This is a genomic window from Pseudomonas sp. S34 (assembly GCF_009866745.1).
Classification (GTDB): Bacteria; Pseudomonadota; Gammaproteobacteria; order Pseudomonadales; family Pseudomonadaceae; genus Aquipseudomonas; species Aquipseudomonas jessenii.
On record NZ_CP019398.1, the window covers coordinates 42,675 to 66,307 of the forward strand.

Annotated in this window: 26 protein-coding genes; 14 read left to right on the top strand and 12 right to left on the bottom strand. The window is 59.3% G+C overall.

Annotation, left to right across the window (positions count from 1 at the left end; translation table 11 throughout):
* The first annotated feature begins 35 nt into the window (after positions 1-35).
* Both prlC and PspS34_RS00215 read left to right on the top strand, forming a co-directional pair.
* A complete protein-coding gene (gene prlC, locus PspS34_RS00210; RefSeq protein ID WP_150812650.1) occupies positions 36-2,087 on the top strand; it encodes an oligopeptidase A in 2,052 nt (683 codons plus the stop codon).
* Entirely contained in the window at positions 2,084-2,371 is a 288-nt protein-coding gene (locus tag PspS34_RS00215; protein ID WP_057712619.1) for a YheV family putative zinc ribbon protein, read from the top strand. Before prlC ends, PspS34_RS00215 begins: the two co-directional genes overlap by 4 nt.
* 41 nt (positions 2,372-2,412) lie before the next feature.
* On the opposite strand, the gene PspS34_RS00220 is transcribed toward PspS34_RS00215, so the two are convergent.
* The 3 genes from PspS34_RS00220 to PspS34_RS00230 form a co-directional block, all read right to left on the bottom strand.
* Entirely contained in the window at positions 2,413-3,057 is a 645-nt protein-coding gene (locus PspS34_RS00220) for a tyrosine-protein phosphatase (RefSeq protein ID WP_202982165.1), read from the bottom strand.
* A gap of 109 nt (positions 3,058-3,166) precedes the next feature.
* Complete coding sequence (locus tag PspS34_RS00225) at positions 3,167-3,715, bottom strand: hypothetical protein (protein WP_150812648.1); 549 nt, start codon at positions 3,713-3,715, stop codon at positions 3,167-3,169.
* A gap of 85 nt (positions 3,716-3,800) precedes the next feature.
* On the bottom strand, positions 3,801-4,103 hold the full coding sequence (locus tag PspS34_RS00230) for a hypothetical protein (RefSeq protein ID WP_150812647.1): 303 nt from the start codon (positions 4,101-4,103) through the stop codon (positions 3,801-3,803).
* A gap of 224 nt (positions 4,104-4,327) precedes the next feature.
* Here PspS34_RS00230 and PspS34_RS00235 point away from each other — a divergent pair, with 224 nt between their 5' ends.
* The 3 genes from PspS34_RS00235 to PspS34_RS00245 all read left to right on the top strand — a co-directional run bounded on the left by PspS34_RS00235 (position 4,328) and on the right by PspS34_RS00245 (position 7,980).
* Positions 4,328-5,386, top strand: a complete 1,059-nt coding sequence (locus PspS34_RS00235) for a PA0069 family radical SAM protein (protein WP_150812646.1) — start codon at positions 4,328-4,330, stop codon at positions 5,384-5,386.
* Positions 5,387-5,630: 244 nt separating this feature from the next.
* Positions 5,631-6,362, top strand: coding sequence for a carbonic anhydrase (locus PspS34_RS00240; RefSeq protein ID WP_008045785.1), 732 nt, complete (start codon positions 5,631-5,633; stop codon positions 6,360-6,362).
* A 91-nt stretch (positions 6,363-6,453) separates the two neighbouring features.
* The gene (locus tag PspS34_RS00245; protein ID WP_150812645.1) at positions 6,454-7,980 is read left to right on the top strand and encodes a SulP family inorganic anion transporter; all 1,527 of its coding nucleotides are present in this window, start codon (positions 6,454-6,456) and stop codon (positions 7,978-7,980) included.
* Positions 7,981-8,099: 119 nt separating this feature from the next.
* Here PspS34_RS00245 and PspS34_RS00250 read toward each other — a convergent pair whose 3' ends face one another.
* On the bottom strand, positions 8,100-8,750 hold the full coding sequence (locus PspS34_RS00250) for a hypothetical protein (protein WP_057712613.1): 651 nt from the start codon (positions 8,748-8,750) through the stop codon (positions 8,100-8,102).
* 369 nt (positions 8,751-9,119) lie between these two features.
* Here PspS34_RS00250 and coxB point away from each other — a divergent pair, with 369 nt between their 5' ends.
* From coxB to PspS34_RS00270, 4 genes are all read left to right on the top strand, one after another.
* Positions 9,120-10,247, top strand: coding sequence for a cytochrome c oxidase subunit II (gene coxB / locus PspS34_RS00255; RefSeq protein WP_090452322.1), 1,128 nt, complete (start codon positions 9,120-9,122; stop codon positions 10,245-10,247).
* Between the two features lie 82 nt (positions 10,248-10,329).
* Positions 10,330-11,922 carry a cytochrome c oxidase subunit I gene (gene ctaD / locus PspS34_RS00260; protein ID WP_057712611.1) on the top strand — a complete coding sequence of 531 codons (1,593 nt, stop codon included), beginning with the start codon at positions 10,330-10,332 and terminating at the stop codon, positions 11,920-11,922.
* Between the two features lie 129 nt (positions 11,923-12,051).
* Positions 12,052-12,603 carry a cytochrome c oxidase assembly protein gene (locus tag PspS34_RS00265; protein WP_056726726.1) on the top strand — a complete coding sequence of 184 codons (552 nt, stop codon included), beginning with the start codon at positions 12,052-12,054 and terminating at the stop codon, positions 12,601-12,603.
* A gap of 25 nt (positions 12,604-12,628) precedes the next feature.
* A complete protein-coding gene (locus PspS34_RS00270) occupies positions 12,629-13,516 on the top strand; it encodes a cytochrome c oxidase subunit 3 (protein WP_090452324.1) in 888 nt (295 codons plus the stop codon).
* A 19-nt stretch (positions 13,517-13,535) separates the two neighbouring features.
* Here PspS34_RS00270 and PspS34_RS00275 read toward each other — a convergent pair whose 3' ends face one another.
* Positions 13,536-13,739, bottom strand: coding sequence for a twin transmembrane helix small protein (locus PspS34_RS00275; protein WP_057712609.1), 204 nt, complete (start codon positions 13,737-13,739; stop codon positions 13,536-13,538).
* A 71-nt stretch (positions 13,740-13,810) separates the two neighbouring features.
* On the opposite strand from PspS34_RS00275, the gene PspS34_RS00280 reads away from it, so the two are divergent.
* Genes PspS34_RS00280 through PspS34_RS00300 form a run of 5 tightly spaced genes read left to right on the top strand, consistent with a single transcriptional unit; the run spans position 13,811 to position 17,710 of the window.
* Positions 13,811-14,551 (top strand): SURF1 family protein, encoded by a 741-nt coding sequence (locus PspS34_RS00280; protein ID WP_150812644.1) that lies wholly within the window; start codon positions 13,811-13,813, stop codon positions 14,549-14,551.
* On the top strand, positions 14,517-15,110 hold the full coding sequence (locus PspS34_RS00285) for a hypothetical protein (protein ID WP_154860831.1): 594 nt from the start codon (positions 14,517-14,519) through the stop codon (positions 15,108-15,110). Before PspS34_RS00280 ends, PspS34_RS00285 begins: the two co-directional genes overlap by 35 nt.
* Positions 15,111-15,120: 10 nt before the next feature.
* Positions 15,121-16,191, top strand: a complete 1,071-nt coding sequence (locus tag PspS34_RS00290; RefSeq protein ID WP_150812643.1) for a COX15/CtaA family protein — start codon at positions 15,121-15,123, stop codon at positions 16,189-16,191.
* The gene (cyoE, locus tag PspS34_RS00295) at positions 16,179-17,078 is read left to right on the top strand and encodes a heme o synthase (RefSeq protein ID WP_008045805.1); all 900 of its coding nucleotides are present in this window, start codon (positions 16,179-16,181) and stop codon (positions 17,076-17,078) included. The genes PspS34_RS00290 and cyoE overlap by 13 nt, the downstream gene beginning before the upstream one ends.
* Positions 17,075-17,710 (top strand): SCO family protein, encoded by a 636-nt coding sequence (locus PspS34_RS00300; protein WP_057712605.1) that lies wholly within the window; start codon positions 17,075-17,077, stop codon positions 17,708-17,710. The genes cyoE and PspS34_RS00300 overlap by 4 nt, the downstream gene beginning before the upstream one ends.
* 174 nt (positions 17,711-17,884) lie before the next feature.
* Here the strand turns inward: PspS34_RS00300 and PspS34_RS00305 are convergent, their stop codons facing one another.
* From PspS34_RS00305 to zur, 7 genes are all read right to left on the bottom strand, one after another.
* Positions 17,885-18,655: a MetQ/NlpA family ABC transporter substrate-binding protein gene (locus tag PspS34_RS00305; protein WP_102669524.1), complete on the bottom strand. Its 771-nt coding sequence runs from the start codon at positions 18,653-18,655 to the stop codon at positions 17,885-17,887.
* Positions 18,656-18,715: 60 nt separating this feature from the next.
* Positions 18,716-19,390, bottom strand: coding sequence for a methionine ABC transporter permease (locus PspS34_RS00310; RefSeq protein ID WP_057712603.1), 675 nt, complete (start codon positions 19,388-19,390; stop codon positions 18,716-18,718).
* Entirely contained in the window at positions 19,390-20,397 is a 1,008-nt protein-coding gene (locus tag PspS34_RS00315) for a methionine ABC transporter ATP-binding protein (RefSeq protein ID WP_057712602.1), read from the bottom strand. The genes PspS34_RS00310 and PspS34_RS00315 overlap by 1 nt, the downstream gene beginning before the upstream one ends.
* A gap of 367 nt (positions 20,398-20,764) precedes the next feature.
* Positions 20,765-21,481, bottom strand: a complete 717-nt coding sequence (locus PspS34_RS00320; protein WP_057712601.1) for a PA5502 family lipoprotein — start codon at positions 21,479-21,481, stop codon at positions 20,765-20,767.
* A 37-nt stretch (positions 21,482-21,518) separates the two neighbouring features.
* The gene (gene znuB, locus PspS34_RS00325; RefSeq protein WP_057712600.1) at positions 21,519-22,307 is read right to left on the bottom strand and encodes a zinc ABC transporter permease subunit ZnuB; all 789 of its coding nucleotides are present in this window, start codon (positions 22,305-22,307) and stop codon (positions 21,519-21,521) included.
* Entirely contained in the window at positions 22,300-23,085 is a 786-nt protein-coding gene (znuC, locus tag PspS34_RS00330) for a zinc ABC transporter ATP-binding protein ZnuC (protein WP_154860830.1), read from the bottom strand. Before znuC ends, znuB begins: the two co-directional genes overlap by 8 nt.
* Positions 23,085-23,567: a zinc uptake transcriptional repressor Zur gene (gene zur, locus PspS34_RS00335; protein ID WP_008045818.1), complete on the bottom strand. Its 483-nt coding sequence runs from the start codon at positions 23,565-23,567 to the stop codon at positions 23,085-23,087. Before zur ends, znuC begins: the two co-directional genes overlap by 1 nt.
* Between the last annotated feature and the right edge of the window lie 66 nt (positions 23,568-23,633).

Sequence of the window (23,633 nt, forward strand, 5' to 3'; positions counted from 1 at the left end):
GATGGCTGCATGTTTCTCCAGCCAAGGTATCAACCGTGAGCGTGAACAACCCTCTTTTGCAGTCCTATGACCTGCCGCCGTTCTCCGCCATCCGCGCCGAACACGTACAACCGGCCATTGAACAGATCCTGGCTGACAACCGTGCCGCTATCGTCGAGATCCTCAAGACCCAGGCCGAACAGCCAACGTGGGCTGGCCTGGTGCTGGCGATGGACGAACTCAACGACCGTCTGGGCGCCGCCTGGAGCCCGGTCAGCCACCTCAATGCGGTGTGCAACAGCGCCGAATTGCGTGAAGCCTACGAGTCGTGCCTGCCGGCCTTGAGCGCCTATTCCACTGAAATGGGTCAGAACCGCGAACTGTTCCAGGCTTTCGAAGCCCTGGCCAGCAGCCCGGAGGCCGCCGGTTTCGACGTGGCGCAGAAAACTATCCTGGAACACTCCCTGCGTGACTTCCGTCTGTCGGGTATCGACCTGCCGGAAGCCGAACAAAAGCGTTACGCCGAAGTGCAGAGCAAGCTGTCCGAATTGGGCAGCCGTTTTTCCAACCAGTTGCTCGATGCCACTCAGGCCTGGACCAAGCACATCACCGATGAGGCCGCCCTCGCCGGCCTGACCGATTCGGCCAAAGCGCAAATGGCCGCCGCGGCTCAGGCCAAGGATCTGGACGGCTGGCTGATCACCCTGGAATTCCCGAGCTATTACGCGGTGATGACCTACGCCCAGGACCGCGCGCTGCGTGAAGAAGTCTATGCCGCGTACTGCACCCGGGCGTCGGACCAGGGGCCGAATGCCGGCCAGAACGACAACGGCCCGGTCATGGAAGAAATCCTCGACCTGCGTCAGGAACTGGCAAAACTCTTGGGGTTCAGCAGTTTCTCCGAGTTGAGCCTGGCGACCAAAATGGCCGAGTCCAGCGATCAGGTGCTGAGTTTCCTGCGCGACCTGGCCAAGCGCAGCAAACCGTTCGCTGCCCAGGATCTGGAACAGCTCAAGGCTTATGCCGCCGAACAGGGCTGCCCGGATCTGCAAAGCTGGGACAGCGGTTTCTACGGCGAAAAACTCCGTGAACAGCGTTACAGCGTCGCCCAGGAAGCCCTGCGCGCCTACTTCCCGATCGACAAGGTACTCAGCGGTCTGTTCGCCATCGTCCAGCGCCTGTACGGCATCGAGATTGCCGAGCAGAAAGGCTTCGACACCTGGCACCCGGATGTCCGCCTGTTTGAAATCAAGGAAAACGGCCAGCACGTCGGCCGCTTCTTCTTCGACCTCTATGCTCGCGCCAACAAGCGTGGCGGCGCCTGGATGGATGGCGCCCGCGACCGTCGTCGCACCGCTGGTGGTGTATTGCAAAGCCCGGTAGCCAACCTGGTGTGCAACTTCACCCCGGCCGACAGCGGCAAGCCAGCACTGCTGACCCACGACGAAGTCACCACCCTGTTCCATGAGTTCGGTCACGGCCTGCATCACCTGCTGACCCGCGTCGAGCATGCTGGCGTGTCCGGCATCAACGGCGTGGCTTGGGATGCGGTCGAGCTGCCGAGCCAGTTCATGGAAAACTGGTGCTGGGAGCCGGAAGGCCTGGCGCTGATTTCCGGTCATTATGAAACCGGCGAACCGCTGCCTCAGGACCTGCTCGGAAAGATGCTTGCGGCGAAAAACTTCCAGTCCGGCCTGATGATGGTGCGCCAACTGGAGTTCTCGCTGTTCGACTTCGAACTGCACGCTACCCACGGCGACGGCCGCAGCGTGCTGCAAGTGCTTGAAGGCGTGCGTGACGAGGTTTCGGTGATGCGTCCGCCGGCCTACAACCGCTTCCCCAACAGCTTTGCGCACATCTTCGCTGGCGGTTACGCCGCGGGTTACTACAGCTATAAGTGGGCTGAAGTGCTGTCGGCCGATGCGTTCTCGAAGTTCGAAGAAGAAGGCGTGCTCAACGCCGACACCGGTCGTGCGTTCCGCGAAGCAATCCTGGCCCGTGGCGGCTCCCAGGAGCCGATGGTGCTGTTCGTCGACTTCCGTGGTCGTGAGCCATCAATTGACGCACTCTTGCGCCACAGCGGCCTGAGTGAGGGCGCGGCAGCATGAGTGAGGGACCTGTGATTACGAAAAAACGCTTTATCGCCGGGGCGGTCTGCCCGGCATGCAGCGAGCCGGACAAATTGATGATGTGGAATGAAGACCAGGTCCCGCACCGAGAGTGCGTGGCCTGCGGTTACTCCGACACACTCAATGAGCAAGGGCTGTCGGTGCCCAAGGAGTTGGGTACGCGGGTGAACACCAGCGCCCCAAAACCTGCCGACACCAAGGTTCAGCCGGTTCAGTTCTTCCCGAATCCGAAGCTGAAGAAAAAGCCTGACGAACAAAATTGAGTGAAAAAAGCCCCCGTTGCGCAATGCAGCGGGGGCTTTTTTTATTCGATGTGAGCGGACTTGAACCAGCTCTTCATTGAACACGCAGCGAATGGGCTGGTGCTGCAATCGCCATTGGCCAGGGCCGTGCGCAGTTTTTCCACGTCGGCCTGCATCATGTAGCGAATTCCGTCCTTGAAGTGGGTGCTGTCGCCAAAGCCGCCCTGGGTCATTTCGTTCAGGGCCTCCTCCTTGGTCCAGCCCTGGATGACAGCCCGGTACATGGCGGCCATCAGGCCGGTACGGTCGGAACCGTGTTTGCAGTGCATCAGCACCGGGCCTTTGGCTTCGGCGGACCGAATGGCGCGCAAGGCCTTGAGCACATCGGCGTCATCCACATGGTTGGTGCGATAAGGCAGTTGTACTTGCGTGATGCCTGGCGCGGACAACCAACTGGAGTCTGCTTCGGGCAGGAAATTGATCACAGTGCCTACCTTGAGTTTCTCCAGCAGCGGCACCGCGCCCTTGTCCGGCAAGGCGCTGCGATAGAGCGTCGGCGACATCTGGAAGAGGTTGTATTGCTTCTCTATCTGTTGAGCCCAGTTTGCTGGACGCTGCATCACACTGTCGTCAGCAAGTGCCGGTGTCAGGTTAGCGAGCACAACCAGCGACAAGCATATTGCAGATAAAAAACGTGGAAAAAGCATGCTTGAGCGACCGTTCAGAAAGGGACGGGAAGATGGTGGCAAGGATCAGCCATGCACGGTCAAAGGCCCGTGAGCTGACTGTCAAAGAATCGTGAAGTCCGTGCTCAGGTTATAGTTTCAGTTTGATGAAGGATTTGAGCAGCTCGTTCAGTCCGAGCCCATAGTTAAACACCTGTCCAGTTAAAGGGTTGCGCTTGCGACCTTCAAAAGACGAGCCGGCATTCGTAGATTTAGTCTCGTACACACCGAGGCTATACAGTTGATGATCATCTTCGTCAATTTCAAATTCCTCAACGTCTACTCGAAGCTCGGGTGATTCAGCGGGAAGACGATAAAGGTACGCTATGCCCTCTGGAGCAATTATTTGTTGATGATAAAAAGCGAGTGCAAGTTGTGTAAGGGCGGCAATGTCCTTTTCGTCGATGCTATTGTCTGGAGTGACATTGATATCGGACCAAGGATCAAAATCGAGCTTTGAAGTCTTGCCTTCGTCTTTTATATGGAGTGTCACTGAGGGAGCGCTTGCGAGAATATCAGCGAATTGCTCCATTGTTTTGTTCGGATACTCGCCTGCCCTTATTAGCTTGATAATTACCTGCACACCTTTCGTCGTTTCTTTTTGTTGTAGATAAACACCGGTTTTTATGAGCATTGACATTTTTATCCTCCAGGCTGTCTGGAATGCATGCGGGAGCCCGCATACATTCGGCAATAGCACTTTCCAGTGATCGGAAAGTCAGGGCTCAGGGATTGACGATACTGGCATAAGCCTTTGCCAGCGCCTGTAACTTGGCTTTGTCGTCGGCATCGATGGTCCCGTCTCCATCGACATCCTTGCCCACGGTCCGGATGCTGAAAGAGTTGCCAAGGTCGGTGGAAGTGGCTGTGTAGTAAGTTGAGTCGACCAGCTTCTCAATTTGCATTTCATTTTCCGCATCCCAACTCAACTCTTTGCGAGCCAGTTGCAAAGAAACCAAGGTGTTGGGTTCCGAAGGATTTGGTCGCATGAGTTGAAGGAAAATACCGCGCTGATTAAAGAAAGACATTAATAAATCCTTTTATTTGATTGCTGTTGAGGGTATTGCCTGTTGGGTTGAATATACGGTTGGGTATTGAATCCAACCACTGACTATATGTTTCCTGAGTTTTCTGATTATCAATGAACAAGTAAGCATCATGATGCCCCTTTGTCAGATGAGGGGCTGAGCGGTACTGGTCGACAGGCAGTGGGTCGGTTACTGTATGGATATACAGATCAAGGAGTCCGCCGATGGTCAGCTCTCTGCCTCCCCGCGGCCGCGGCACCGCAACCAACCCGCAGAACCGCTTTGCCCCCAGCCATTCGGTGGTTGAGGACGACGGCTGGTATCAGGAAGTACCGCTCACCCAGGGTACCGAGGTGAGCATTGAAACGGCGAAAACCATCATTACCCGCAACACGTCGCCGGACTTGCCCTTCGATCGATCGATCAATCCCTATCGCGGTTGCGAGCATGGCTGCATCTACTGCTACGCGCGGCCAAGCCATGCCTATTGGGACATGTCGCCCGGGCTGGATTTCGAGACAAAGCTGATCGCCAAGACCAACGCAGTGGATGTGTTGGAGCAACAACTGTCCAAACGCGGCTATCAATGTGCGCCGATCAACCTCGGCTCCAACACCGACCCCTATCAGCCGATCGAGCGTGAATACAGGATCACCCGGCAAACCCTCGAAGTACTGCTGCGATATCGTCATCCCGTGACCATCGTCACCAAAGGCTCGCTGATCCTTCGCGATTTGGACCTGCTGACCGAACTTGCACAGCAAAACCTGGTGGCGGTGATGATCAGCCTGACCACCCTGGACGACGAACTCAAACGCATACTTGAACCCCGCGCCGCGGCGCCCAAGGCCCGGTTGCGGGCGATCAGGGTCATGCGCGAGGCGGGCATTCCGGTGGGCGTCCTGTGTTCACCGATGATTCCGATGATCAACGACAGCGAACTCGAAAGCCTGCTCGCCGAGGCTCACGGCGCCGGAGCACAAAGCGCCGCCTACATGATGCTGCGTCTGCCGCTGGAAGTGGCGCCGCTGTTCGAAGAATGGCTGGGCGCCCACTATCCGCAACGGGCGGCGCATGTGCTGAGCCTGATTCGCCAGAGCCGTGGCGGTGAACTCTACGACAGCCGCTTTGGTGCTCGAATGCGCGGCGAAGGTCCTTTCGCCGACCTGCTGGCACAGCGTTTTGCCAAAGCCATCAAGCGCCTGGGGCTCAATCGCCGGGAAGGCTTTGACCTGGACTGCAATGCCTTTTGTCCGCCTGGTCGCCAAATGTCGTTGATTTGAGGACAATTGGCCTATGGTTGAGTACTGAAGATCGCGCTCGCGTCTTAGGCTGGTCACGTTTTTTGTGACCTGTAACACGCATTCTAGAGCGTTTTATTCAGTTTCAATTAAGATTCGGCCGCTACCTTGTTCATCGAGTGACTGATGGGTCGAGATGTTTGGCCTGGATGTTTTTTAACCAGCCACTGGCTTCACACCGGACCACACGGGATGACTCCCTGAGCCCGCCAATGAGGATGAATTGATGAGTGACAAGGATAAACAGCCGTTGGCTGCGTCGGCTTCAGCCCAACCCGAGGCCGAAACCGCCGATGCAGCGTTGCAGCATATCGTTGACGGCTTTTTGCATTTTCATCATGAGATCTTTCCTCAACAGGAAGAACTCTTCAAGAAACTCGCCACGGCCCAGCGGCCACGAGCGATGTTCATCGCCTGCGCCGATTCGCGCATCGTTCCCGAGTTGATTACCCAGAGCTCCCCCGGCGACCTGTTCGTGACCCGTAACGTCGGCAACGTCGTGCCGCCTTACGGGCAAATGAACGGTGGTGTTTCCACGGCCATCGAGTACGCCGTACTGGCTCTGGGGGTGCATCACATCATCATTTGCGGGCATTCCGACTGCGGCGCCATGCGTGCGGTGCTCAACCCGGACAGTCTGGAAAAAATGCCCACGGTCAAAGCCTGGCTGCGTCATGCCGAAGTGGCCAAAACCATGGTGCAAGAGAACTGCAACTGCTCTAGCGAAAGCGAAAGCATGCACATCCTCACTGAAGAGAATGTGATCGCCCAGTTGCAGCATCTGCGCACCCATCCGTCGGTGGCTTCGCGCATGGCCAACGGTCAGCTATTTATTCACGGCTGGGTCTACAACATCGAAACCAGCGAAATCAAAGCGTACGACGCTGATCAAGGCTGTTTCCTGCCGCTCAATGGCAGCCTGCCAATTCCCGTGGCGACGCCCAAAGCGCGCTTCTAAATCCTCCTAAATCGTTGTGTGGTTCAGCCGAGGCTGCCGTTCAGGCAGCCTGGCTTTGCCATGCCTGAAGAAAAATTTCGGGAGACTCACCATGCGTGCTGCTCGACTCAAAGCTGTTCTGCCACGGGAGCTGCTGGCTTCGGTGGTTGTGTTTCTGGTCGCCCTGCCTCTGTGCATGGGCATCGCGATTGCTTCGGGGCTGCCGCCGGCCAAAGGCCTGATCACCGGCATCATCGGTGGTCTGGTGGTCGGCTGGTTGGCCGGTTCGCCACTGCAAGTCAGCGGCCCGGCGGCGGGCCTGGCCGTTCTGGTATTCGAGTTGGTCCGCCAGCACGGCATCGCCATGCTCGGGCCGATACTGTTGTTGGCGGGTTTGCTGCAACTGGTGGCTGGCCGATTGAAGCTGGGCTGCTGGTTTCGAGTGACGGCACCCGCGGTGGTGTACGGCATGCTGGCCGGGATTGGCGTGCTGATCATCCTGTCTCAGGTGCATGTGATGCTGGATGCCGTGCCCAAACCTTCGGGTCTGGATAACCTGGCAGCCTTCCCAGCGGCGCTGTCTCTGGCGTTGCCCACGTTTGGCTGGCAAGCCGGGTTGCTTGGTTTGTCGACAATCGCCGTCATGTGGCTGTGGGATAAATTCCGTCCGCAATCCCTGCGCTTCGTTCCTGGCGCGCTACTTGGCGTCGGTCTGGCCACGCTTGCCAGCCTGATGCTGGCGTTGCAGGTCAAACGGGTTGAGGTTCCGGCCAACCTGACGGAGGCCATCGACTGGCTGAAGCCAGCGGATCTGCTCAACCTGGCTGATCCGACCTTGCTGATCGCGGCGTTTGCCGTGGCTTTCATCGCGAGCGCCGAAACGTTGCTTTCAGCCGCCGCGGTTGATCGTATGCACAGTGGTCAGCGCTCGGACTTCGACCGGGAATTGTCGGCGCAAGGTATCGGCAACATGCTGTGTGGCCTGCTTGGAGCGTTGCCGATGACCGGCGTTATCGTACGCAGTTCGGCGAATGTTCAGGCTGGCGCAACCACGCGGTTTTCGACCATTTTCCACGGCCTGTGGTTGTTGGCGTTCGTACTGTTGCTATCCAGCGTGCTGCAAAGCATTCCGGTGGCGAGCCTGGCGGGCGTGCTGGTGTACACCGGTTTCAAGCTGGTGGATCTCAAGGTATTCCGTGGTTTGGGCCGGTATGGTCGGGCGCCGATGTTCACCTATGCGGCAACCGCGCTCGCCATCGTTTTCACGGACCTGCTGACTGGCGTATTGATTGGCTTCGGCCTGACGCTGGTGAAGCTGGCGCTGAAAGCTTCGCGGTTGAAAATCAGCCTGATCGACCTGCCTCAGGAAGGGGAAATGGAATTGCGCCTGGTGGGTGCGGCGACCTTCCTCAAAGTGCCGGCGCTGACCCAGGTGCTGGGTGGTATTCCACCAGGCGCGACGGTGCATGTGCCGCTTAACAACCTGAGCTACATCGATCACTCGTGTCTGGAGCTTCTGGAGGAGTGGGGCCGGGCGAATGCGGCCAAGGGTTCGAAGCTGTTGATTGAATCGCGGGGATTGAAGCGCAGACTCGAGGGGCGGGTGCGAACGAATACCGGCATAGGGGCGGCCGGGTAGATAACAGTGTGGGAGTGGGCTTGCTCGCGAAGGCGGTGGATCAGCCAATATATTTGCTGAATGGTTAACCGCATTCGCGAGCAAGCCCGCTCCCACAGGGGATTGTGTTTACCGGTGGATCAAGCCGCCGGCTGATCCAGTTCCAGGCCTACGCCCAAACGGCGGGACATGCACGGCCAGCGTTTCCACGCGGCGCCGGTGTCCGGGCTGTTGAGCTTCTCGCGGTAGGCTTCCACGGACTCCAGTGCGAAGGTTTCGTCGTTGAGCATCTCGTCGATGGCGTGATGCACCACTTCGTCCAGTTGGTTGGCGAACGTCTCACCGATCAATTGGTGAGCAATCAGGTTGGCGACAGTCATGTCCAAGGGGATCAGTGGCTGGCCAAGATGCTTGATGTACAGGTCGTTGACCTCTTCGACAAACCGGTGCGCCAGATAGGCTTCATCCAGCAGACTGTCGAGCCCGGCATGGCCGGCCATGATGGCTGGCGGCTGGAGGAAGTATTGCTCGGCGATTTTCAGCACCGGTTTGATCTGTGACTCAATGCCCGCTTCCCTGGCGACTTCATTGGCTGCATCCAGCAGATCAGGCACTTCTTCGATGTAGGCGGCGACAAATCGCGTCAGTACGCCTTTGGTATCGGCCTCCGGCAATTGGATCGCCGGGTGCAGATGAGCCAGTTTGCTTTCCAGTTGACGCGTCAGCAGACCGGTCTCGGCTTCGTGTTGTTGGGCTGTTTGGATCTGCTCGCGCAATGCGGCGGTGTTCATGAAAACTCCAGGAAACAAGGCAATGAAATAGGGAAGACATAACTTAGCTGGCTTACGAAAAATGCTAAGACGCATTTGTCATAATTATTTCATCCTTGAGACGGTCCCGTTATATCGATTTGCCACCACTCGTCTGCATCCTTCTCCATTCGTGCCCTGCAACGCAAGTTAATGCTGTTTCAGATCATTTACGCCTTCGCATTGCGAGGTGAGAGTCGCTGTCTATACTCGGGGTGGAATGGAGTTAGCTGATGACGCCCGACTGCATATGCAGCAAGGCCCGGTGCTCAAGTTCGTAGTCTGATGCAGCCGCTCCCTTGCCGCAGGTGAAAGCCGGCGGGATAACAAGAACGATAAGGGGAACCCGCAATGATGCGACATCCACATGTCTGGATGGGCCTCCTGTTGTGGTCGATTTTCAGTCAGGCGCAAGCGGCCTGGACTGTGAATATGGCGCCTGGAGCGACTGAAATCAGTCACGCAGTATTCGACCTGCACATGATCATTTTCTGGATCTGTGTGGTGATCGGCATCATCGTATTTGGTGCCATGTTCTGGTCGATGATTCTCCACCGCCGCTCGACCGGGCAGGTGGCCGCCAAATTTCATGAAAGCACCACCGTCGAAATTCTCTGGACCATCGTGCCCTTCCTGATCCTGGTGGCCATGGCGGTTCCCGCTACCGCGACCCTGATCAAGATGTACGACGCCAGTGAGCCGGAAATCGACATCCAGATCACCGGTTACCAGTGGAAGTGGCACTACAAATACCTGGGCCAGGACGTCGAGTTCTTCAGCAACCTGACCACCCCCCAGGATCAGATCCACAACAAGGAAACCAAGGGCGAGCACTATCTGCTCGAAGTCGACAAGCCATTGGTGCTGCCGGTCGGTGCCAAGGTGCGCTTCCTTGTGACCTCCGCCGACGTGATCCACTCCTGGTGGGTGCCGGCTTTCGCGGTCAAGCGCGATGCGATTCCCGGGTTCGTCAATGAAGCCTGGACCCGTATCGACAAGCCCGGCATCTACCGTGGCCAGTGCGCCGAGTTGTGCGGCAAGGATCACGGCTTCATGCCGACCGTGGTCGAGGTCAAGGAAAAGGCCGATTACGAAAAATGGCTGGCCGATCGCAAGGCCGAGGCCGCGCAGCTCAAAGAGCTGACCAGCAAGGAATGGACGCTCGAGGAGCTCAAGGAACGCGGCGACAAGGTCTATCACACCACCTGCGTGGCCTGTCACCAGGCCGAAGGCCAGGGTCTGCCGCCGATGTTCCCGGCACTCAAGGGCTCGAAAATCGCCACCGGACCGAAAGACGCTCACCTGGGCATTGTCTTCCACGGCAAGCCTGGCACTTCCATGGCCGCATTCGGCAAGCAACTCTCGGAGGTCGATATCGCGGCGGTCGTGACCTATGAACGTAACGCCTGGGGCAACAACAAGGGCGACATGGTCACGCCTAAAGAAGTGCTGGAGCTGAAACAGGCGGAAAGCAAATGACCCGGTCTATTGCGCACGTAAGGAACCAGTCGGGGCTACGCACCCCGGCCCGCCCAGTCCATCTGTTTGCAGGAGACAGGACATGACTGCTGTAATCGATGAACATGTTCATACCGCCACCGACCACGCCCATGGCCCCGCAAAAGGCCTGATGCGCTGGGTGCTGACCACTAACCACAAGGACATCGGTACGTTGTACCTGTGGTTTGCGTTCTCCATGTTCCTGCTTGGCGGTTCGTTCGCGATGGTGATTCGCGCCGAGCTGTTCCAGCCGGGGCTGCAGATCGTCCAGCCGGAATTTTTCAACCAGATGACCACCATGCACGGTCTGGTGATGGTCTTCGGTGCGGTGATGCCGGCCTTCGTCGGCCTCGCCAACTGGATGATCCCGCTGATGATCGGCGCGCCGGACATGGCCCTGCCGCGCATGAACAACTTCAGCTTCTGGCTCTTGCCGGCAGCGTTCCTGATGCTGGTGTCGACCCTGTTCACTGCCGGTGGCGGGCCGAACTTCGGCTGGACGTTCTATGCGCCGCTGTCGACGACCTACGCGCCGGAAAGCGTGACCTTCTTCATTTTCGCCATCCACTTGATGGGGATCAGTTCGATCATGGGCGCGATCAACGTGATCGCCACCATCCTCAACCTGCGCGCCCCCGGCATGACGCTGATGAAAATGCCGTTGTTCGTCTGGACCTGGCTGATCACCGCGTTCCTGCTGATTGCGGTGATGCCGGTACTGGCCGGTTGCGTGACGATGATGCTGATGGACATCCACTTCGGCACCAGTTTCTTCAGTGCCGCCGGTGGCGGAGACCCGGTGCTGTTCCAGCATGTGTTCTGGTTCTTCGGTCACCCCGAGGTGTACATCATGATCCTGCCGGCGTTCGGCGCCGTCAGCTCGATCATTCCGGCCTTTTCGCGCAAGCCATTGTTCGGCTACACCTCGATGGTCTACGCCACGGCGAGTATCGCGTTCCTGTCGTTCATCGTCTGGGCGCACCACATGTTCGTGGTCGGCATTCCGCTGGTGGGCGAGTTGTTCTTCATGTACGCCACGTTGCTGATTGCGGTGCCGACGGGCGTGAAGGTGTTCAACTGGGCCAGCACCATGTGGCAGGGCTCGTTGACGTTCGAGACGCCGATGCTGTTTGCCGTGGCGTTCGTGATCCTGTTCTCCATCGGCGGTTTCTCCGGGTTGATGCTGGCCATCGCCCCGGCGGACTTCCAGTACCAGGACACCTACTTCGTGGTCGCGCACTTCCATTACGTGCTGGTGCCGGGGGCGATCTTCGGGATCTTCGCCTCGGCCTACTACTGGCTGCCGAAATGGACCGGCCACATGTACGACGAAACCCTCGGCAAGCTGCATTTCTGGCTGTCGTTCATCGGCATGAACCTGGCCTTCTTCCCGATGCACTTTGTGGGGCTGGCGGGCATGCCACGACGGATTCCGGACTACAACCTGCAGTTCGCCGACTTCAACATGGTGTCGTCGATCGGCGCATTCATGTTCGGCGCCACGCAGATCTTCTTCCTGTTCATCGTGATCAAGACCATTCGCGGCGGCGCGCCGGCACCGGCCAAGCCGTGGGATGGGGCTGAAGGTCTGGAGTGGAGCATCCCGTCGCCGGCGCCGTATCACACCTTCACCACGCCGCCGGAAGTGAAATGAACGCCTGGCCCTTTGTAGGAGCGAGCTCGCTCGCGATGGTCGTCAACGATGACGCTGGAAGCCTGACACACCACGGCGCTCTCAAGTTTTTCGCGAGCAAGCTCGCTCCTGCAGGGGTGTGCGGAAATCATGGCTGACTCGATTTCGATGAAGAAACTGGTCACGCGCCTGCTGACCGTGGTGGTGGCAATGTTTGTGTTCGGCTTTGCCCTGGTGCCGATCTACGACGTGATGTGCAAGGCCTTCGGCATTAATGGCAAGACCGGCGGGCAGTACGAGGGTGAGCAAACGGTCGACACCTCGCGGCAGGTACGCGTGCAGTTTCTGTCGACCAACACCGCCGACATGCCGTGGGACTTTTACCCCAAACATGACGAATTGACCGCGAACCCGGGGGCGGTGAACGAGATGATCTTCATCGCCCACAACCCCACCGATAAGCCGATGAGCGCCCAAGCCGTGCCGAGCATCGCGCCCAGCAATGCGGCGGCGTACTTCCACAAGACCGAATGTTTCTGCTTTACCCAGCAAGTGCTGCAGCCCGGTCAGCGGATCGAAATGCCGGTACGTTTCATCGTTGATCGTGACATGCCCAAGGATGTGAAGCACCTGACGCTGTCCTACACGCTGTTCGATATCACCGCCCGACATCCACCGGTAGCTGTAAACACTGGCGGCTGAGCGTGCCCGATAAGGAGAACAATAAATGGCAACTCATGAACATTATTACGTCCCGGCCCAGAGCAAATGGCCGATCATCGCCACGGTCGGGATGTTCGTCACGGTGTTTGGCCTGGCCACCTGGTTCAATGATCTGAAAGCAGCGCGTCCGGAATCCCACGGGCCGCTGATCTTTTTCGTCGGTGGCCTGTTGCTGGCCTACATGCTGTTTGGCTGGTTCGGCACGGTGATCAAGGAAAGTCGCGGCGGCTTGTACAGCGCACAGATGGATCGCTCGTTCCGCTGGGGCATGAGCTGGTTCATCTTCTCGGAGGTGATGTTCTTCATCGCCTTTTTTGGCGCGCTGTTTTATGTGCGTCAAATCTCCGGACCGGCGCTCGGTGGTGAGGGTGCCAAAGGCATGGCGCACATGCTGTGGCCGAACTTCCAGTTCACCTGGCCGTTGCTGAGCAACCCCGACTCGAAACTGTTTCCGCCGCCCAAGGAAGTCATTAGCCCCTGGGGCCTGCCGCTACTCAATACCGTGTTGCTGGTCAGTTCCAGCGTGACCGTGACCATCGCCCACCATGCCTTGAAAAAGGGCCATCGCGGCGCACTGAAACTCTGGCTGGCGCTCACTGTATTGCTCGGCAGTGCGTTCCTCATCTTCCAGGCCGAAGAGTACATGCACGCCTACCGCGAACTGGGCCTGACCCTGGGCTCGGGCATCTACGGCGCGACCTTCTTCATGCTCACCGGGTTCCATGGCGCCCACGTCACCATCGGCACCATCATCCTGTTCGTGATGCTGGTGCGGATCATGCGCGGGCATTTCGACAACGAGCACCAGTTCGGTTTCGAAGCGGCGACCTGGTACTGGCACTTCGTGGATGTGGTGTGGATCGGGCTGTTTGTTTTCGTCTATGTGCTTTAAAGCCGCTTGTAGGAGCGTGTTACCAAGGGGCATTGGAAACCAACTGGCCGCTGAAAAAGCCCCAGGCAATCAAGCCAAGGGTAAGGGCGGCCAGGGTCACACGAACACTCAAGGCAATGACGAGGCGGTTTGAGCGGCTGTCGTCCTTGACCAGAAAAAACAGGCCGCTGAACAGGCTGACAACCGTGGCAATCAGCATCAGGACGATGGCTGCTTTGAGCATGGTGAGACTCCGGGGGGGCAAGCGATGTACTTGAGTATAGCTATCGCGATGACCGATTTTCTGGCAATGCCATGAACTGCTTTCGGCCAGGTATCGTGCCAACGCTGGTGGTGGCGTTGTTGCTGCCGCTACTGGTGTCCCTGGGGCTCTGGCAGTTGAGCCGGGGCGCAGAGAAAAGCGTGCTGCTGCAAAGCTACACCGAGCGGCGGGCCGCCGAGCCGATGGCCAGCACCGAACTGCAACACACGACAGACCCGGCCTTCCGTCGGGTTCACCTGTATGGCCGGTTCGATGCCGAACACAGCCTGCTGCTGGATAACAGTCAACGCAACGGCAGGGTTGGCGTCGAGCTGTTGCAACCCTTTCACGATCAGGCCACCGGGCTTTGGCTGCTGGTCAATCGCGGCTGGTTGCCTTGGCCGGAGCGCCGCACACCACCGCAATTCAAGACACCCACCGAGGCGGTAAGCCTTGACGCGTGGGTCTACGTCTCCCCTGGGGCGACGTTCCAATTGCACGCAGATCCCACAACGTTGACATGGCCGAAGCTGATTACGGCCGTTGAGCCAGACAAGCTCTGGACAGCACTGAATCGCGAAGGCTTTGCCTACGAACTACGTGCCGAAACCGGCCCCGCCACCTATCAGGCCGACTGGCCCGTAGTCGCCATGGGCCCGGAAAAACACATCGCTTATGCCGTGCAGTGGTTCGCCATGGCGATCGTCCTGTTCGGTCTTTATCTCTATCTCGGCTGGCACAACGCAAAGGAGAAACACCATGGGAGCGGCCATGAATCCACCCAGCATGTCTGAGGCGAAACCGTTGGTGAACCGGCGCAAGGGCCGTATGCAACTGCTGCTGATCCTGCTCGGGGTGATCGGTCCGATGATCCTTGCCACCGGCATGTACAAGCTGAATTTCTGGGTGCCCGAGGGCCGCAGTTATCACGGCGAACTGATCGGCAACGGTCAGAGCCGGGCGGACATCGGCGTGCAGGCCCAGGAAGAGCGTTGGCAGATACTGGTGACCGCGCCCAAGGATTGCGCGGTGGACTGCCAGCAACTGGTGTATCTGGCGCGGCAAATCCAGATCGGCCTGGGCCGCGATGCGTCCCGCGCCATCCATGCATTGGCCACCGCGCAGACGCTGAACAGTGATTACGAGACTAAACTTCAACGCGAGTACCCGCAGTTGCAACGTTATTCACTGGACTTGCCTGCCTACACAAAAGGCGCTCAGAGCAATGACGTGCCGCACCTGTGGATCATCGACCCCCACGGCAATCTGGTTCTGCGCTACGACCCGTCGGTGAAGGGCAAGGACTTGCTCAACGATCTGCGCCACCTGCTGAAACTGTCGAACATCGGATAAGGGCATCGTCATGGCCAAGCCTGGATTTCGCCTCGCGTTGTTTGCCACCTTGCTGGCACTGATTGTGGTGTTGCTCGGCGCCTACACCCGCCTGACCCACGCCGGCCTCGGCTGCCCGGACTGGCCCGGCTGCTATGGCTTCATCAGCGTGCCGAAAAGCGAAGCCCAGCTGGCCCATGCCGAATTGCATTTCCCGGACGCTCCGGTCGAGGCCCACAAGGGCTGGAACGAGATGATCCACCGCTACTCCGCCGGCACGCTGGGGCTGTTGATCGCGGTATTGGCGGGTCGTGCGTGGGTGCATCGCCGCCATCCTGGACAGCCGGTGAAGCTGCCGTTGTTCCTGTTGGCGGTGGTTTTTGGCCAGGCCGCGTTCGGCATGTGGACGGTAACGCTCAAGCTCTGGCCGCAGGTGGTCACCGGGCATTTGCTGGGCGGCTTCGCGACCTTGAGCCTGTTGTTTCTGCTGACCTTGCGCCTGTCCGGCGTACTGCCGGCGCTGACCGTGCCACGACGTTTGCAGCACTGGGCGACGGCAGGGCTGTTGCTGGTGATCGGGCAAATCGCCCTCGGGGGCTGGGTCAGTTCCAATTACGCCGCCGTGGCCTGCATCGACTTTCCGACCTGCCACGGCCAGTGGTTGCCAGCGGCGGACTTCGCCAACGGCTTTCACCTGACCCAGCACATCGGCCCGAACTACCTCGGCGGGCAACTGGACAGCGATGCCCGTACGGCCATTCACCTGACTCATCGCATCGGCGCGTTACTGGTCACTCTGGTATTGCTCGGTCTGGCCTGGCAACTGAAGGCGGTTGGCATGACGCGCCTGGCAGGCCTGGTGCTGATCGCCCTCGGCGCACAAATCACCTTGGGCATCAGCAACGTGCTGTTCCATCTGCCGCTGCCGGTGGCCGTCGCGCATAACGCGGGCGGCGCGGCGCTGTTGCTGACCATGGTGCTGGTCAATTACCACGCCCGAACCAGTCTGGTCCGGGTCAAGCAAGCGCGCTGGCACTTCAGCCCGCGTAAACACTCAGCCGGGCCCATAACAATAAAAGGAGAAATGCCATGGCGATTCTGATCGGCGAACGTCCCAGTCAGGCGATCTGGCGTGACTACCTGGAACTGACCAAGCCCAAAGTCGTGGTGCTGATGCTCATCACTTCGCTGGTGGGGATGTTCCTCGCGACCCGCGCCGGGGTGCCGTGGACGGTGCTGATTTTCGGCAACCTGGGCATCGCCCTGTGTGCCGGTGGCGCGGCGGCGGTCAATCATGTGGTGGACCGGCGCATCGACGCAGTGATGGCGCGCACCCACAAACGGCCGCTTGCCGAAGGCCGGGTTTCGCCGACCGCCGCGCTGACGTTCGCGCTGGTATTGGCGGTCCTCGGGCAAGCCATGCTGCTGGCGTTCACCAACCCGCTGACCGCGTGGCTGACCCTCGCCTCGTTGCTCGGCTACGCGGTGGTCTACACCGGATTCCTCAAGCGCGCGACCCCGCAGAACATCGTCATCGGTGGTCTGGCCGGTGCCGCGCCGCCATTGCTCGGCTGGACCGCCGCCACCGGTCACGTCAGCGCCGAACCGCTGCTGCTGGTGCTGATCATCTTCGCCTGGACCCCGCCGCACTTCTGGGCGCTGGCGATCCATCGCAAGGAGGAATACGCCAAGGCCGACATCCCGATGTTGCCGGTCACCCATGGCGAGCACTACACCAAGATTCACATCCTGCTTTATACCTTCGCATTGCTTGCCGTCAGCCTGATGCCTTATGTGATCCATATGAGCGGCACGCTCTACCTGGTCTGCGCGCTCGGGCTGGGCGCGCGGTTTCTGCAATGGGCCGTGGTGCTGTACCGTGGCACTCGGCCGCACGCGGCGATCAACACGTTCAAGTACTCTATTTACTACTTGTTCCTGCTGTTTATCGCCCTGCTCGTAGACCACTACCTATTGTTGAACCTATGACTCGAACCCAGAAAACCGTCTTCATACTTGTCGCCCTGGTCGCACTGATCCTGGGCCTGACCGTCAACAAGGTGCTGTCCGGGAAAAACCAGGGCGATCCGACGGCGCTGATCGACGCCGGCATCATCTTGCTACCGCAGAGCCGTAATCTGCCGGACGTGATGATGACCAATCAGGACGGCCAGCCGGTCGCGATCAATGAATTGAAAGGCAAGTGGAGCCTGCTGTTCTTCGGCTACACCTTCTGCCCGGACATCTGCCCGACCACCCTCGCCCAGTTGCGGCAGATCAAGAGCGAATTGCCACCCGAGGCTGTGGATAAATTGCAGATTGTGCTGGTCAGCGTCGACCCGAACCGCGATACGCCCAAGCAGCTCAAGCAGTACCTGGGCTACTTCGACCCGCAGTTCATCGGCCTGACCCCGGCGTCGACCGATGAACTGCAAACGATCGCCAACGCGGTGAGCATTCCGTTCATTCCGGCGGACACGAGCAAGCCGAACTACACCGTTGATCACAGCGGCAACCTCGCGGTGATCGGGCCGGACGGCACCCAGCGCGGCTTCATCCGCGCGCCGTTGAACAATGCGAAGCTGGTGGCGCAGTTGCCGGTGATGCTCAAGCGCAACTAACTGACACAAAACATTGTGGGAGCGGGCTTGCTCGCGAAAGCGGTGGTTCAGCCGATATTCATAGTGGCTGACACACCGTCTTCGCGAGCAAGCCCGCTCCCACATGGGGGCCTGTATTTCAGGCAAAAAAAGGGGCGCATTCGAATGCGCCCCTTTTGCGTTGCAGCAGTTCGATCAGAACGCCGGCACCACCGCGCCTTTGTACTTCTCGAGGATGAAGGCTTTCACTTCCGGGCTGTGCAGCGCGGTAACCAGCTTCTTCATCGCATCGCTGTCCTTGTCGTCCGGGCGAGCCACCAGAATGTTCACGTAAGGCGAGTCGCTGCCTTCGATCACCAGCGCATCCTTGGCCGGATCGAGCTTGGCTTCCAGCGCGTAGTTGGTGTTGATCAGCGCCAGGTCGACCTGAGTCAGCACGCGCGGGATGGTCGCGGCTTCCAGTTCGCGGATTTTCAGATCCTTGGTGTTCTCGGTGATGTCCTTGACGGTCGACAGGATGTTGTTCGAATCCTTCAACTTGATCAGGCCGGCCTTGGCCATCAGCAACAGCGCACGGCCGCCGTTGGTAGCGTCGTTCGGGATGACCACGTTGGCACCGCCAGGCAGTTCAGCGAGGGTCTTGTACTTGCTGGAGTAAGCGCCCAGGGGCTCCAGATGCACGCCAGCCACAGAAACCAGATGGGTGCCTTTGGCCTTGTTGAACTCATCCAGGTACGGCTGGTGCTGGAAGAAGTTGGCGTCCAGGCGTTTTTCCGCGACCTGCACGTTTGGCTGGATGTAGTCGGTAAATACCTTGACCTTCAGGTCCACGCCTTCTTTGGCCAGGGCCGGCTTCACGAATTCGAGGATCTCGGCGTGCGGAACCGGAGTGGCCGCGACGGTCAGGGTTTCAGCGTGGGCAGAGAATGCCGCAACGGCCGCGAAGGCCACGAGTAGTTTTTTCATTCAGCTAACTCCATGTGAGGCGCCCGTTTGGCGCCTGCCAGCGAATGGCCGGCTCATGTCTTACTTACGGGAAAAGTGGACGACCAATTTGTCGCCAACGGTTTGCAGTACCTGGACCAGTACCAGCAGCAACACCACTGTCACCACCATCACATCGGTCTGGAAACGCTGGTAACCGAAACGGATCGCCAGGTCACCCAGACCACCAGCGCCAACGACACCGGCCATCGCCGTGTAGGACACCAGTGTAATGGCGGTCACCGTAATCGCCGCGAAGATGCCCGGACGAGCCTCAGGCAGCAAGGCATTGGTGATGATCTGTCGTGTAGTCGCGCCCATGGCCTGGGTCGCTTCGATGATGCCGCGATCCACTTCACGCAGGGCGGTTTCCACCAGGCGCGCGAAAAACGGCGTGGCACCCACTACCAGCGGCGGAATTGCACCGGCGACACCAAGGGAGGTACCGGTGATCAACACGGTGAACGGAATCATCACGATCAGCAGGATGATGAACGGCAGCGAGCGCAGGATGTTCACCACCAGCGACAACATCGCGTAGATGCCTTTGGCTTCCAGCAACTGGCGCGGGCTGCACAGGAACAGCAGCACACCCAGCGGCAGGCCAAGCAGTACGGTGAACAACAGCGAACCACCCAGCATCAGCAAGGTATCACCGGTGGCCAGCCAGATTTCGAACCAGTCGATATTGGCGAAGAAACTTGTCAGGGCTTCCATTAGCGCAGCACCTCCATGTGGACGTCGGCTGCGGTGAAGCGGGCGAAGGCTGCTTCCATGTCACCGCCGGTCACGGCCAGGGTCAGTTGCCCGTAGGGGATGTCTTTGATGCGGTCGATGCGACCGGCCAGGATGCTGTAGTCCACACCGGTTTCTCGGGCGACGGTGCCCAGCAACGGCGCGTAGGTCGCGTCGCCCTGAAAGGTCAGACGCACGATGCGGCCTGGCACGTGAGCGAAGTCGTCACGCTGTTCGCTTTCGTCGATCTGCTCGTCTTCCTGCACGAAGCGCTTGGTGGTCGGGTGCTTCGGATGCAGGAACACTTCGGCCACCGAGCCTTGCTCGACGATCACGCCGGCGTCCATCACGGCCACCTGGTCGCAGACCCGGCGGATCACGTCCATCTCGTGGGTGATCAACACGATGGTCAGTTTCAGCTCGCGATTGATCTCGGCCAGCAATTGCAGGACCGATGCGGTGGTTTGCGGGTCGAGGGCGCTGGTGGCTTCGTCGCACAGCAGGATTTTTGGCTTGGTCGCCAGCGCACGGGCAATGCCGACACGCTGCTTCTGCCCGCCGGACAATTGCGCCGGGTACTTTTTCGCGTGGTCGGACAAGCCGACCCGCGCCAGCAACTCGGCCACGCGCGAATCGATCTCGCTGCGCGACAATTCGCCGGCCAGGGTCAGAGGCAGCGCGACGTTGTCGGCGACAGTCTTGGAGGCCAGCAGGTTGAAGTGCTGGAAAATCATCCCGACCTGCTGACGGAAGCGGCGCAGGCCGTTGGCGTCGAGTGCAGTGACTTCTTCACCGTCGACGGTGATTTTGCCGCCACTGGCGTTTTCCAGGCGATTGATCAGACGCAGCAGGGTACTTTTTCCTGCGCCGGAATGACCGATCAAGCCGTAAACCTGCCCGTTCTCAATCGTCAGACTGGTCGGATGCAGGGCGGGGATTTCCTTACCGGCGACGCGGTAGGTTTTATGGACGTTTTGAAACTCGATCACGTAGCGAACCTTGTGGGGCGCGTTAGAAAAGGATCAGCGGTTAGCCGGGCGCGCATTTTAGCCTGTCCGTATAGAGGTTCTTAGCATTTATTTCGTATTTGTCCTGTCATTTGGCAATAACGCGATCAAAGGTCAGAAAAAAGGAACGGCTGAAGAAACTCACCCAAGGCCGAAGGCAACTTCGACATGGTGGGCAGCATCGGGTTTGGGACAGGGAGGCGAAGGCCAAGGCGATTCCGGCCTGAAGATCTGCGGAGCCAGGGAGACCGCCATCGCGAGCAAGCTCGCTCCTACAGTAGAGATGTGTTGGTCACAAAATGTGTGGGCAACCCGAAACCCTGTGGGAGCGAGCGTGCTCGCGATGCTTTTAAGATTTACGAGGCGTTAGAACCATCTGTGCCGGGACACTGCGCAAAATCTGCCGCTCCAGCTTCAGATCAAACTCAGGATCGAGTTTCTTCACCCGTTTGGTCAGCAAGTTGGCCAGCCAAGGGTAATCATTGGTGCGTGGAGCCTGAATGCTCACGTCGCACTGAAAATTCACCACATCGGCGGCAATGGCATCCAGTTGGCGACGCAGTTTGCCCATATCGTTGATATTGAGCACGACCGTGGTGCTTTCAGCCGTCAGGTCGATAACCTTGGCTTTTGGCTTGGCTTCGGCAGCCTTGAGGGCGGCTTCGGCTCTTTCCAGTTCGGCCTTGCGCGCCTGGGCAATCGAGCCGTTGACTCCGCCGGTCAGTGCCGGAGCCTTGGGCATCAACGCGCGGGCACGGCTCAGGGCAGTTGCTGCGGCATCCACGTCACCCTTTTGCAGCACGATCTGGCTGCGGCGCAGATAGGCTTCGGCCAGCTGCCGCTGGTATTGCTCAAGGGAAGCATCGTTGGGCGATTCGGCCTGCAAGGCTGCCAATTGGTCTTCGGCGATGGCCAGTTCATCGCTGGCGATGTTTTGTTCCAGCTGTACGATGGCCGCGGCCCGCGCATCGGCGGCCTCGGTGGCCGCCGGTGGCGTGCTTTGGCAGGCGCCCAGCAGCAAAGAAAATGCGACAAGGAGCAGATAACGGGAGGCGAACGACTTCATTCCTGCGACTCTCTATTTGCGCAAAAAACGAGCAAGTCTACACCCCTCGACGGGGCAGAACAAAACTCAGCAGAAATAGCGCGGCGGCCGTCACCACAATCGACGGGCCGGCCGGGGTGTCCTTGAACCAGGACAGCGCCAGCCCGCCACACACGGCGAGTATGCCCAGCAGGCTCGCGCCCAGTGCCATCTGTTCCGGCGAGCGAGCATGACGTTGTGCCGCCGCCGCCGGGATGATCAGCAACGAAGTGATCAGCAACACGCCGACGATTTTCATCGCCACGGCAATTACCACGGCGATCAACAGCATTAACGCCAGGCGCAATCCCGCCACGGGCAAACCTTCGACCCTGGCCAGTTCTTCATGCACCGTGATCGCCAGCAATGGGCGCCACAACGTAACCAGCAAGACCAGTACCGCCGCGCTGCCGCCAAGAATCCAGGCCAGATCGGTCGGGCTGATCGCCAGCAGGTCACCGAACAGATAGGCCATCAGGTCGATCCGCACTTCGTGCATGAAGCTTAGTACCACCAGGCCCAGAGAGAGCGTGCTGGGTGCGAGAATTCCCAAAAGTGTGTCGGATGCCAGCGGCTGGCGTTGTTGCAACGTCACCAGCATCACAGCCAACAGCAAGCAGCCAACAGTGACGGCAACGGTCGGGCTGACATCCAGCAGAAAACCCAGGGCCACGCCGAGCAATGCCGCGTGGGACAGGGTGTCGCCGAAATAGGCCATGCGCCGCCAGACCACGAAAGACCCCAGCGGGCCTGCGACGACGGCCAGGGCCAGGCCTGCAAGCAGGGCGTAGAGCAGAAAATCAGCCATGCTTGCAGCTATCTCCGTGAACATGGGGTTGGCCCGACGCGGGCGCCTTGACCACCGAGCCATGCAAGTCGTGGGCGTGGTCGTGATGGTGGTGATAAATCGCCAGGCTTTGTGCGTTCTTTCCGAACAGCTCGACGAAAGCCGGATCGCCGCTGACCTGCTCGGGATGGCCGGAACAGCATACGTGACGATTGAGGCAAACCACCTGGTCCGTGGTGCTCATCACCAGATGCAAATCGTGGGAGACCATCAGCACACCGCAACCATGACGGTCACGCAGGCGGGTGATCAGGCTGTACAACTCGGCCTGGCCGGCCACGTCGACGCCCTGTACCGGTTCGTCGAGTACCAGCAGTTCCGGTTCGCGCAACAAGGCACGGGCCAGCAACACACGTTGCATTTCGCCACCGGAAACGCTTTGCACCGGGCTGTCGATCACCTGTTCGGCGCCGACTTCCTTGAGTGCAGCCAAGGCCATCGCACGGTCCACCCCCGGTACAAGGCGCAGGAAACGCAGGACCGACAGCGGGAGGGTCGGATCGACATGGAGTTTTTGCGGCATGTAACCGACCCGCAGTTTCGGCTTGCGCCAGACGCTGCCGCTGTCCGGTTTCAACAGGCCGAGCACGGCACGCACCAGGGTGGTTTTGCCTGCGCCGTTGGGGCCGATCAGGGTAACGATCTGCCTCGGCTCGACGCTCAGTTCGATGTTGTCCAGCACCGATTGCCCGGCGAACGTGACGGCAACCTGCTCAAGACGGATCAGCGCGTTGCTCATCAAGCCCCCTGGCAACCGGAGCAGAGACCGACCACTTCAACGGTCTGGCCTTCGACGACAAACCCGACATCCCTGGCGCTGGCGATGATCGCGTCGCTGATGGATTTTTGCTCAAGTTCGATCGCGGCGTGGCACACACGGCAGATCAGGAACTGCCCCTGGTGAGCATGTTCCGGGTGATTGCAGCCGATGAAGGCGTTGAGCGAGGAAATCCGATGGACCAGGCCGTTTTCCAGCAGGAAATCCAGCGCGCGGTACACCGTCGGCGGTGCGGCGCGACGACCGTCCTGTTCGCTGAGGACCGCGAGAATGTCGTAGGCACCCAAAGGCTTGTGGCTTTGCCACACCAGCTCCAGCACTCGCCGGCGCAACGCGGTCAGGCGCAGACCTTGACGTGCGCACAGGGCATCGGCCTCGGACAAAGCGCTGTGAACGCAATGTGAGTGGTCGTGGGGACGGCTGGCGATCGGTGTTTTTAGCATGAGCGGCGACGAGGTTTGTGAGAGACGTTATTATGTTACCCGTTCTCGCCTCTTCGAGTGGTCATC

What these genes read in the sequence shown, in the direction of transcription:
- PspS34_RS00215 (WP_057712619.1), top strand. Translation starts at nt 2,084, where the DNA reads ATGAGTGAGGGACCTGTGATTACGAAAAAACGCTTTATCGCCGGGGCG.
- PspS34_RS00220 (WP_202982165.1), bottom strand. Translation starts at nt 3,057, where the DNA reads ATGCTTTTTCCACGTTTTTTATCTGCAATATGCTTGTCGCTGGTTGTG.
- PspS34_RS00225 (WP_150812648.1), bottom strand. Translation starts at nt 3,715, where the DNA reads ATGTCAATGCTCATAAAAACCGGTGTTTATCTACAACAAAAAGAAACG.
- PspS34_RS00230 (WP_150812647.1), bottom strand. Translation starts at nt 4,103, where the DNA reads ATGTCTTTCTTTAATCAGCGCGGTATTTTCCTTCAACTCATGCGACCA.
- PspS34_RS00235 (WP_150812646.1), top strand. Translation starts at nt 4,328, where the DNA reads ATGGTCAGCTCTCTGCCTCCCCGCGGCCGCGGCACCGCAACCAACCCG.
- PspS34_RS00240 (WP_008045785.1), top strand. Translation starts at nt 5,631, where the DNA reads ATGAGTGACAAGGATAAACAGCCGTTGGCTGCGTCGGCTTCAGCCCAA.
- PspS34_RS00245 (WP_150812645.1), top strand. Translation starts at nt 6,454, where the DNA reads ATGCGTGCTGCTCGACTCAAAGCTGTTCTGCCACGGGAGCTGCTGGCT.
- PspS34_RS00250 (WP_057712613.1), bottom strand. Translation starts at nt 8,750, where the DNA reads ATGAACACCGCCGCATTGCGCGAGCAGATCCAAACAGCCCAACAACAC.
- coxB (WP_090452322.1), top strand. Translation starts at nt 9,120, where the DNA reads ATGATGCGACATCCACATGTCTGGATGGGCCTCCTGTTGTGGTCGATT.
- ctaD (WP_057712611.1), top strand. Translation starts at nt 10,330, where the DNA reads ATGACTGCTGTAATCGATGAACATGTTCATACCGCCACCGACCACGCC.
- PspS34_RS00265 (WP_056726726.1), top strand. Translation starts at nt 12,052, where the DNA reads ATGGCTGACTCGATTTCGATGAAGAAACTGGTCACGCGCCTGCTGACC.
- PspS34_RS00270 (WP_090452324.1), top strand. Translation starts at nt 12,629, where the DNA reads ATGGCAACTCATGAACATTATTACGTCCCGGCCCAGAGCAAATGGCCG.
- PspS34_RS00275 (WP_057712609.1), bottom strand. Translation starts at nt 13,739, where the DNA reads ATGCTCAAAGCAGCCATCGTCCTGATGCTGATTGCCACGGTTGTCAGC.
- PspS34_RS00280 (WP_150812644.1), top strand. Translation starts at nt 13,811, where the DNA reads ATGAACTGCTTTCGGCCAGGTATCGTGCCAACGCTGGTGGTGGCGTTG.
- PspS34_RS00285 (WP_154860831.1), top strand. Translation starts at nt 14,517, where the DNA reads ATGGGAGCGGCCATGAATCCACCCAGCATGTCTGAGGCGAAACCGTTG.
- PspS34_RS00290 (WP_150812643.1), top strand. Translation starts at nt 15,121, where the DNA reads ATGGCCAAGCCTGGATTTCGCCTCGCGTTGTTTGCCACCTTGCTGGCA.
- cyoE (WP_008045805.1), top strand. Translation starts at nt 16,179, where the DNA reads ATGGCGATTCTGATCGGCGAACGTCCCAGTCAGGCGATCTGGCGTGAC.
- PspS34_RS00300 (WP_057712605.1), top strand. Translation starts at nt 17,075, where the DNA reads ATGACTCGAACCCAGAAAACCGTCTTCATACTTGTCGCCCTGGTCGCA.
- PspS34_RS00305 (WP_102669524.1), bottom strand. Translation starts at nt 18,655, where the DNA reads ATGAAAAAACTACTCGTGGCCTTCGCGGCCGTTGCGGCATTCTCTGCC.
- PspS34_RS00310 (WP_057712603.1), bottom strand. Translation starts at nt 19,390, where the DNA reads ATGGAAGCCCTGACAAGTTTCTTCGCCAATATCGACTGGTTCGAAATC.
- PspS34_RS00320 (WP_057712601.1), bottom strand. Translation starts at nt 21,481, where the DNA reads ATGAAGTCGTTCGCCTCCCGTTATCTGCTCCTTGTCGCATTTTCTTTG.
- znuB (WP_057712600.1), bottom strand. Translation starts at nt 22,307, where the DNA reads ATGGCTGATTTTCTGCTCTACGCCCTGCTTGCAGGCCTGGCCCTGGCC.
- znuC (WP_154860830.1), bottom strand. Translation starts at nt 23,085, where the DNA reads ATGAGCAACGCGCTGATCCGTCTTGAGCAGGTTGCCGTCACGTTCGCC.
- zur (WP_008045818.1), bottom strand. Translation starts at nt 23,567, where the DNA reads ATGCTAAAAACACCGATCGCCAGCCGTCCCCACGACCACTCACATTGC.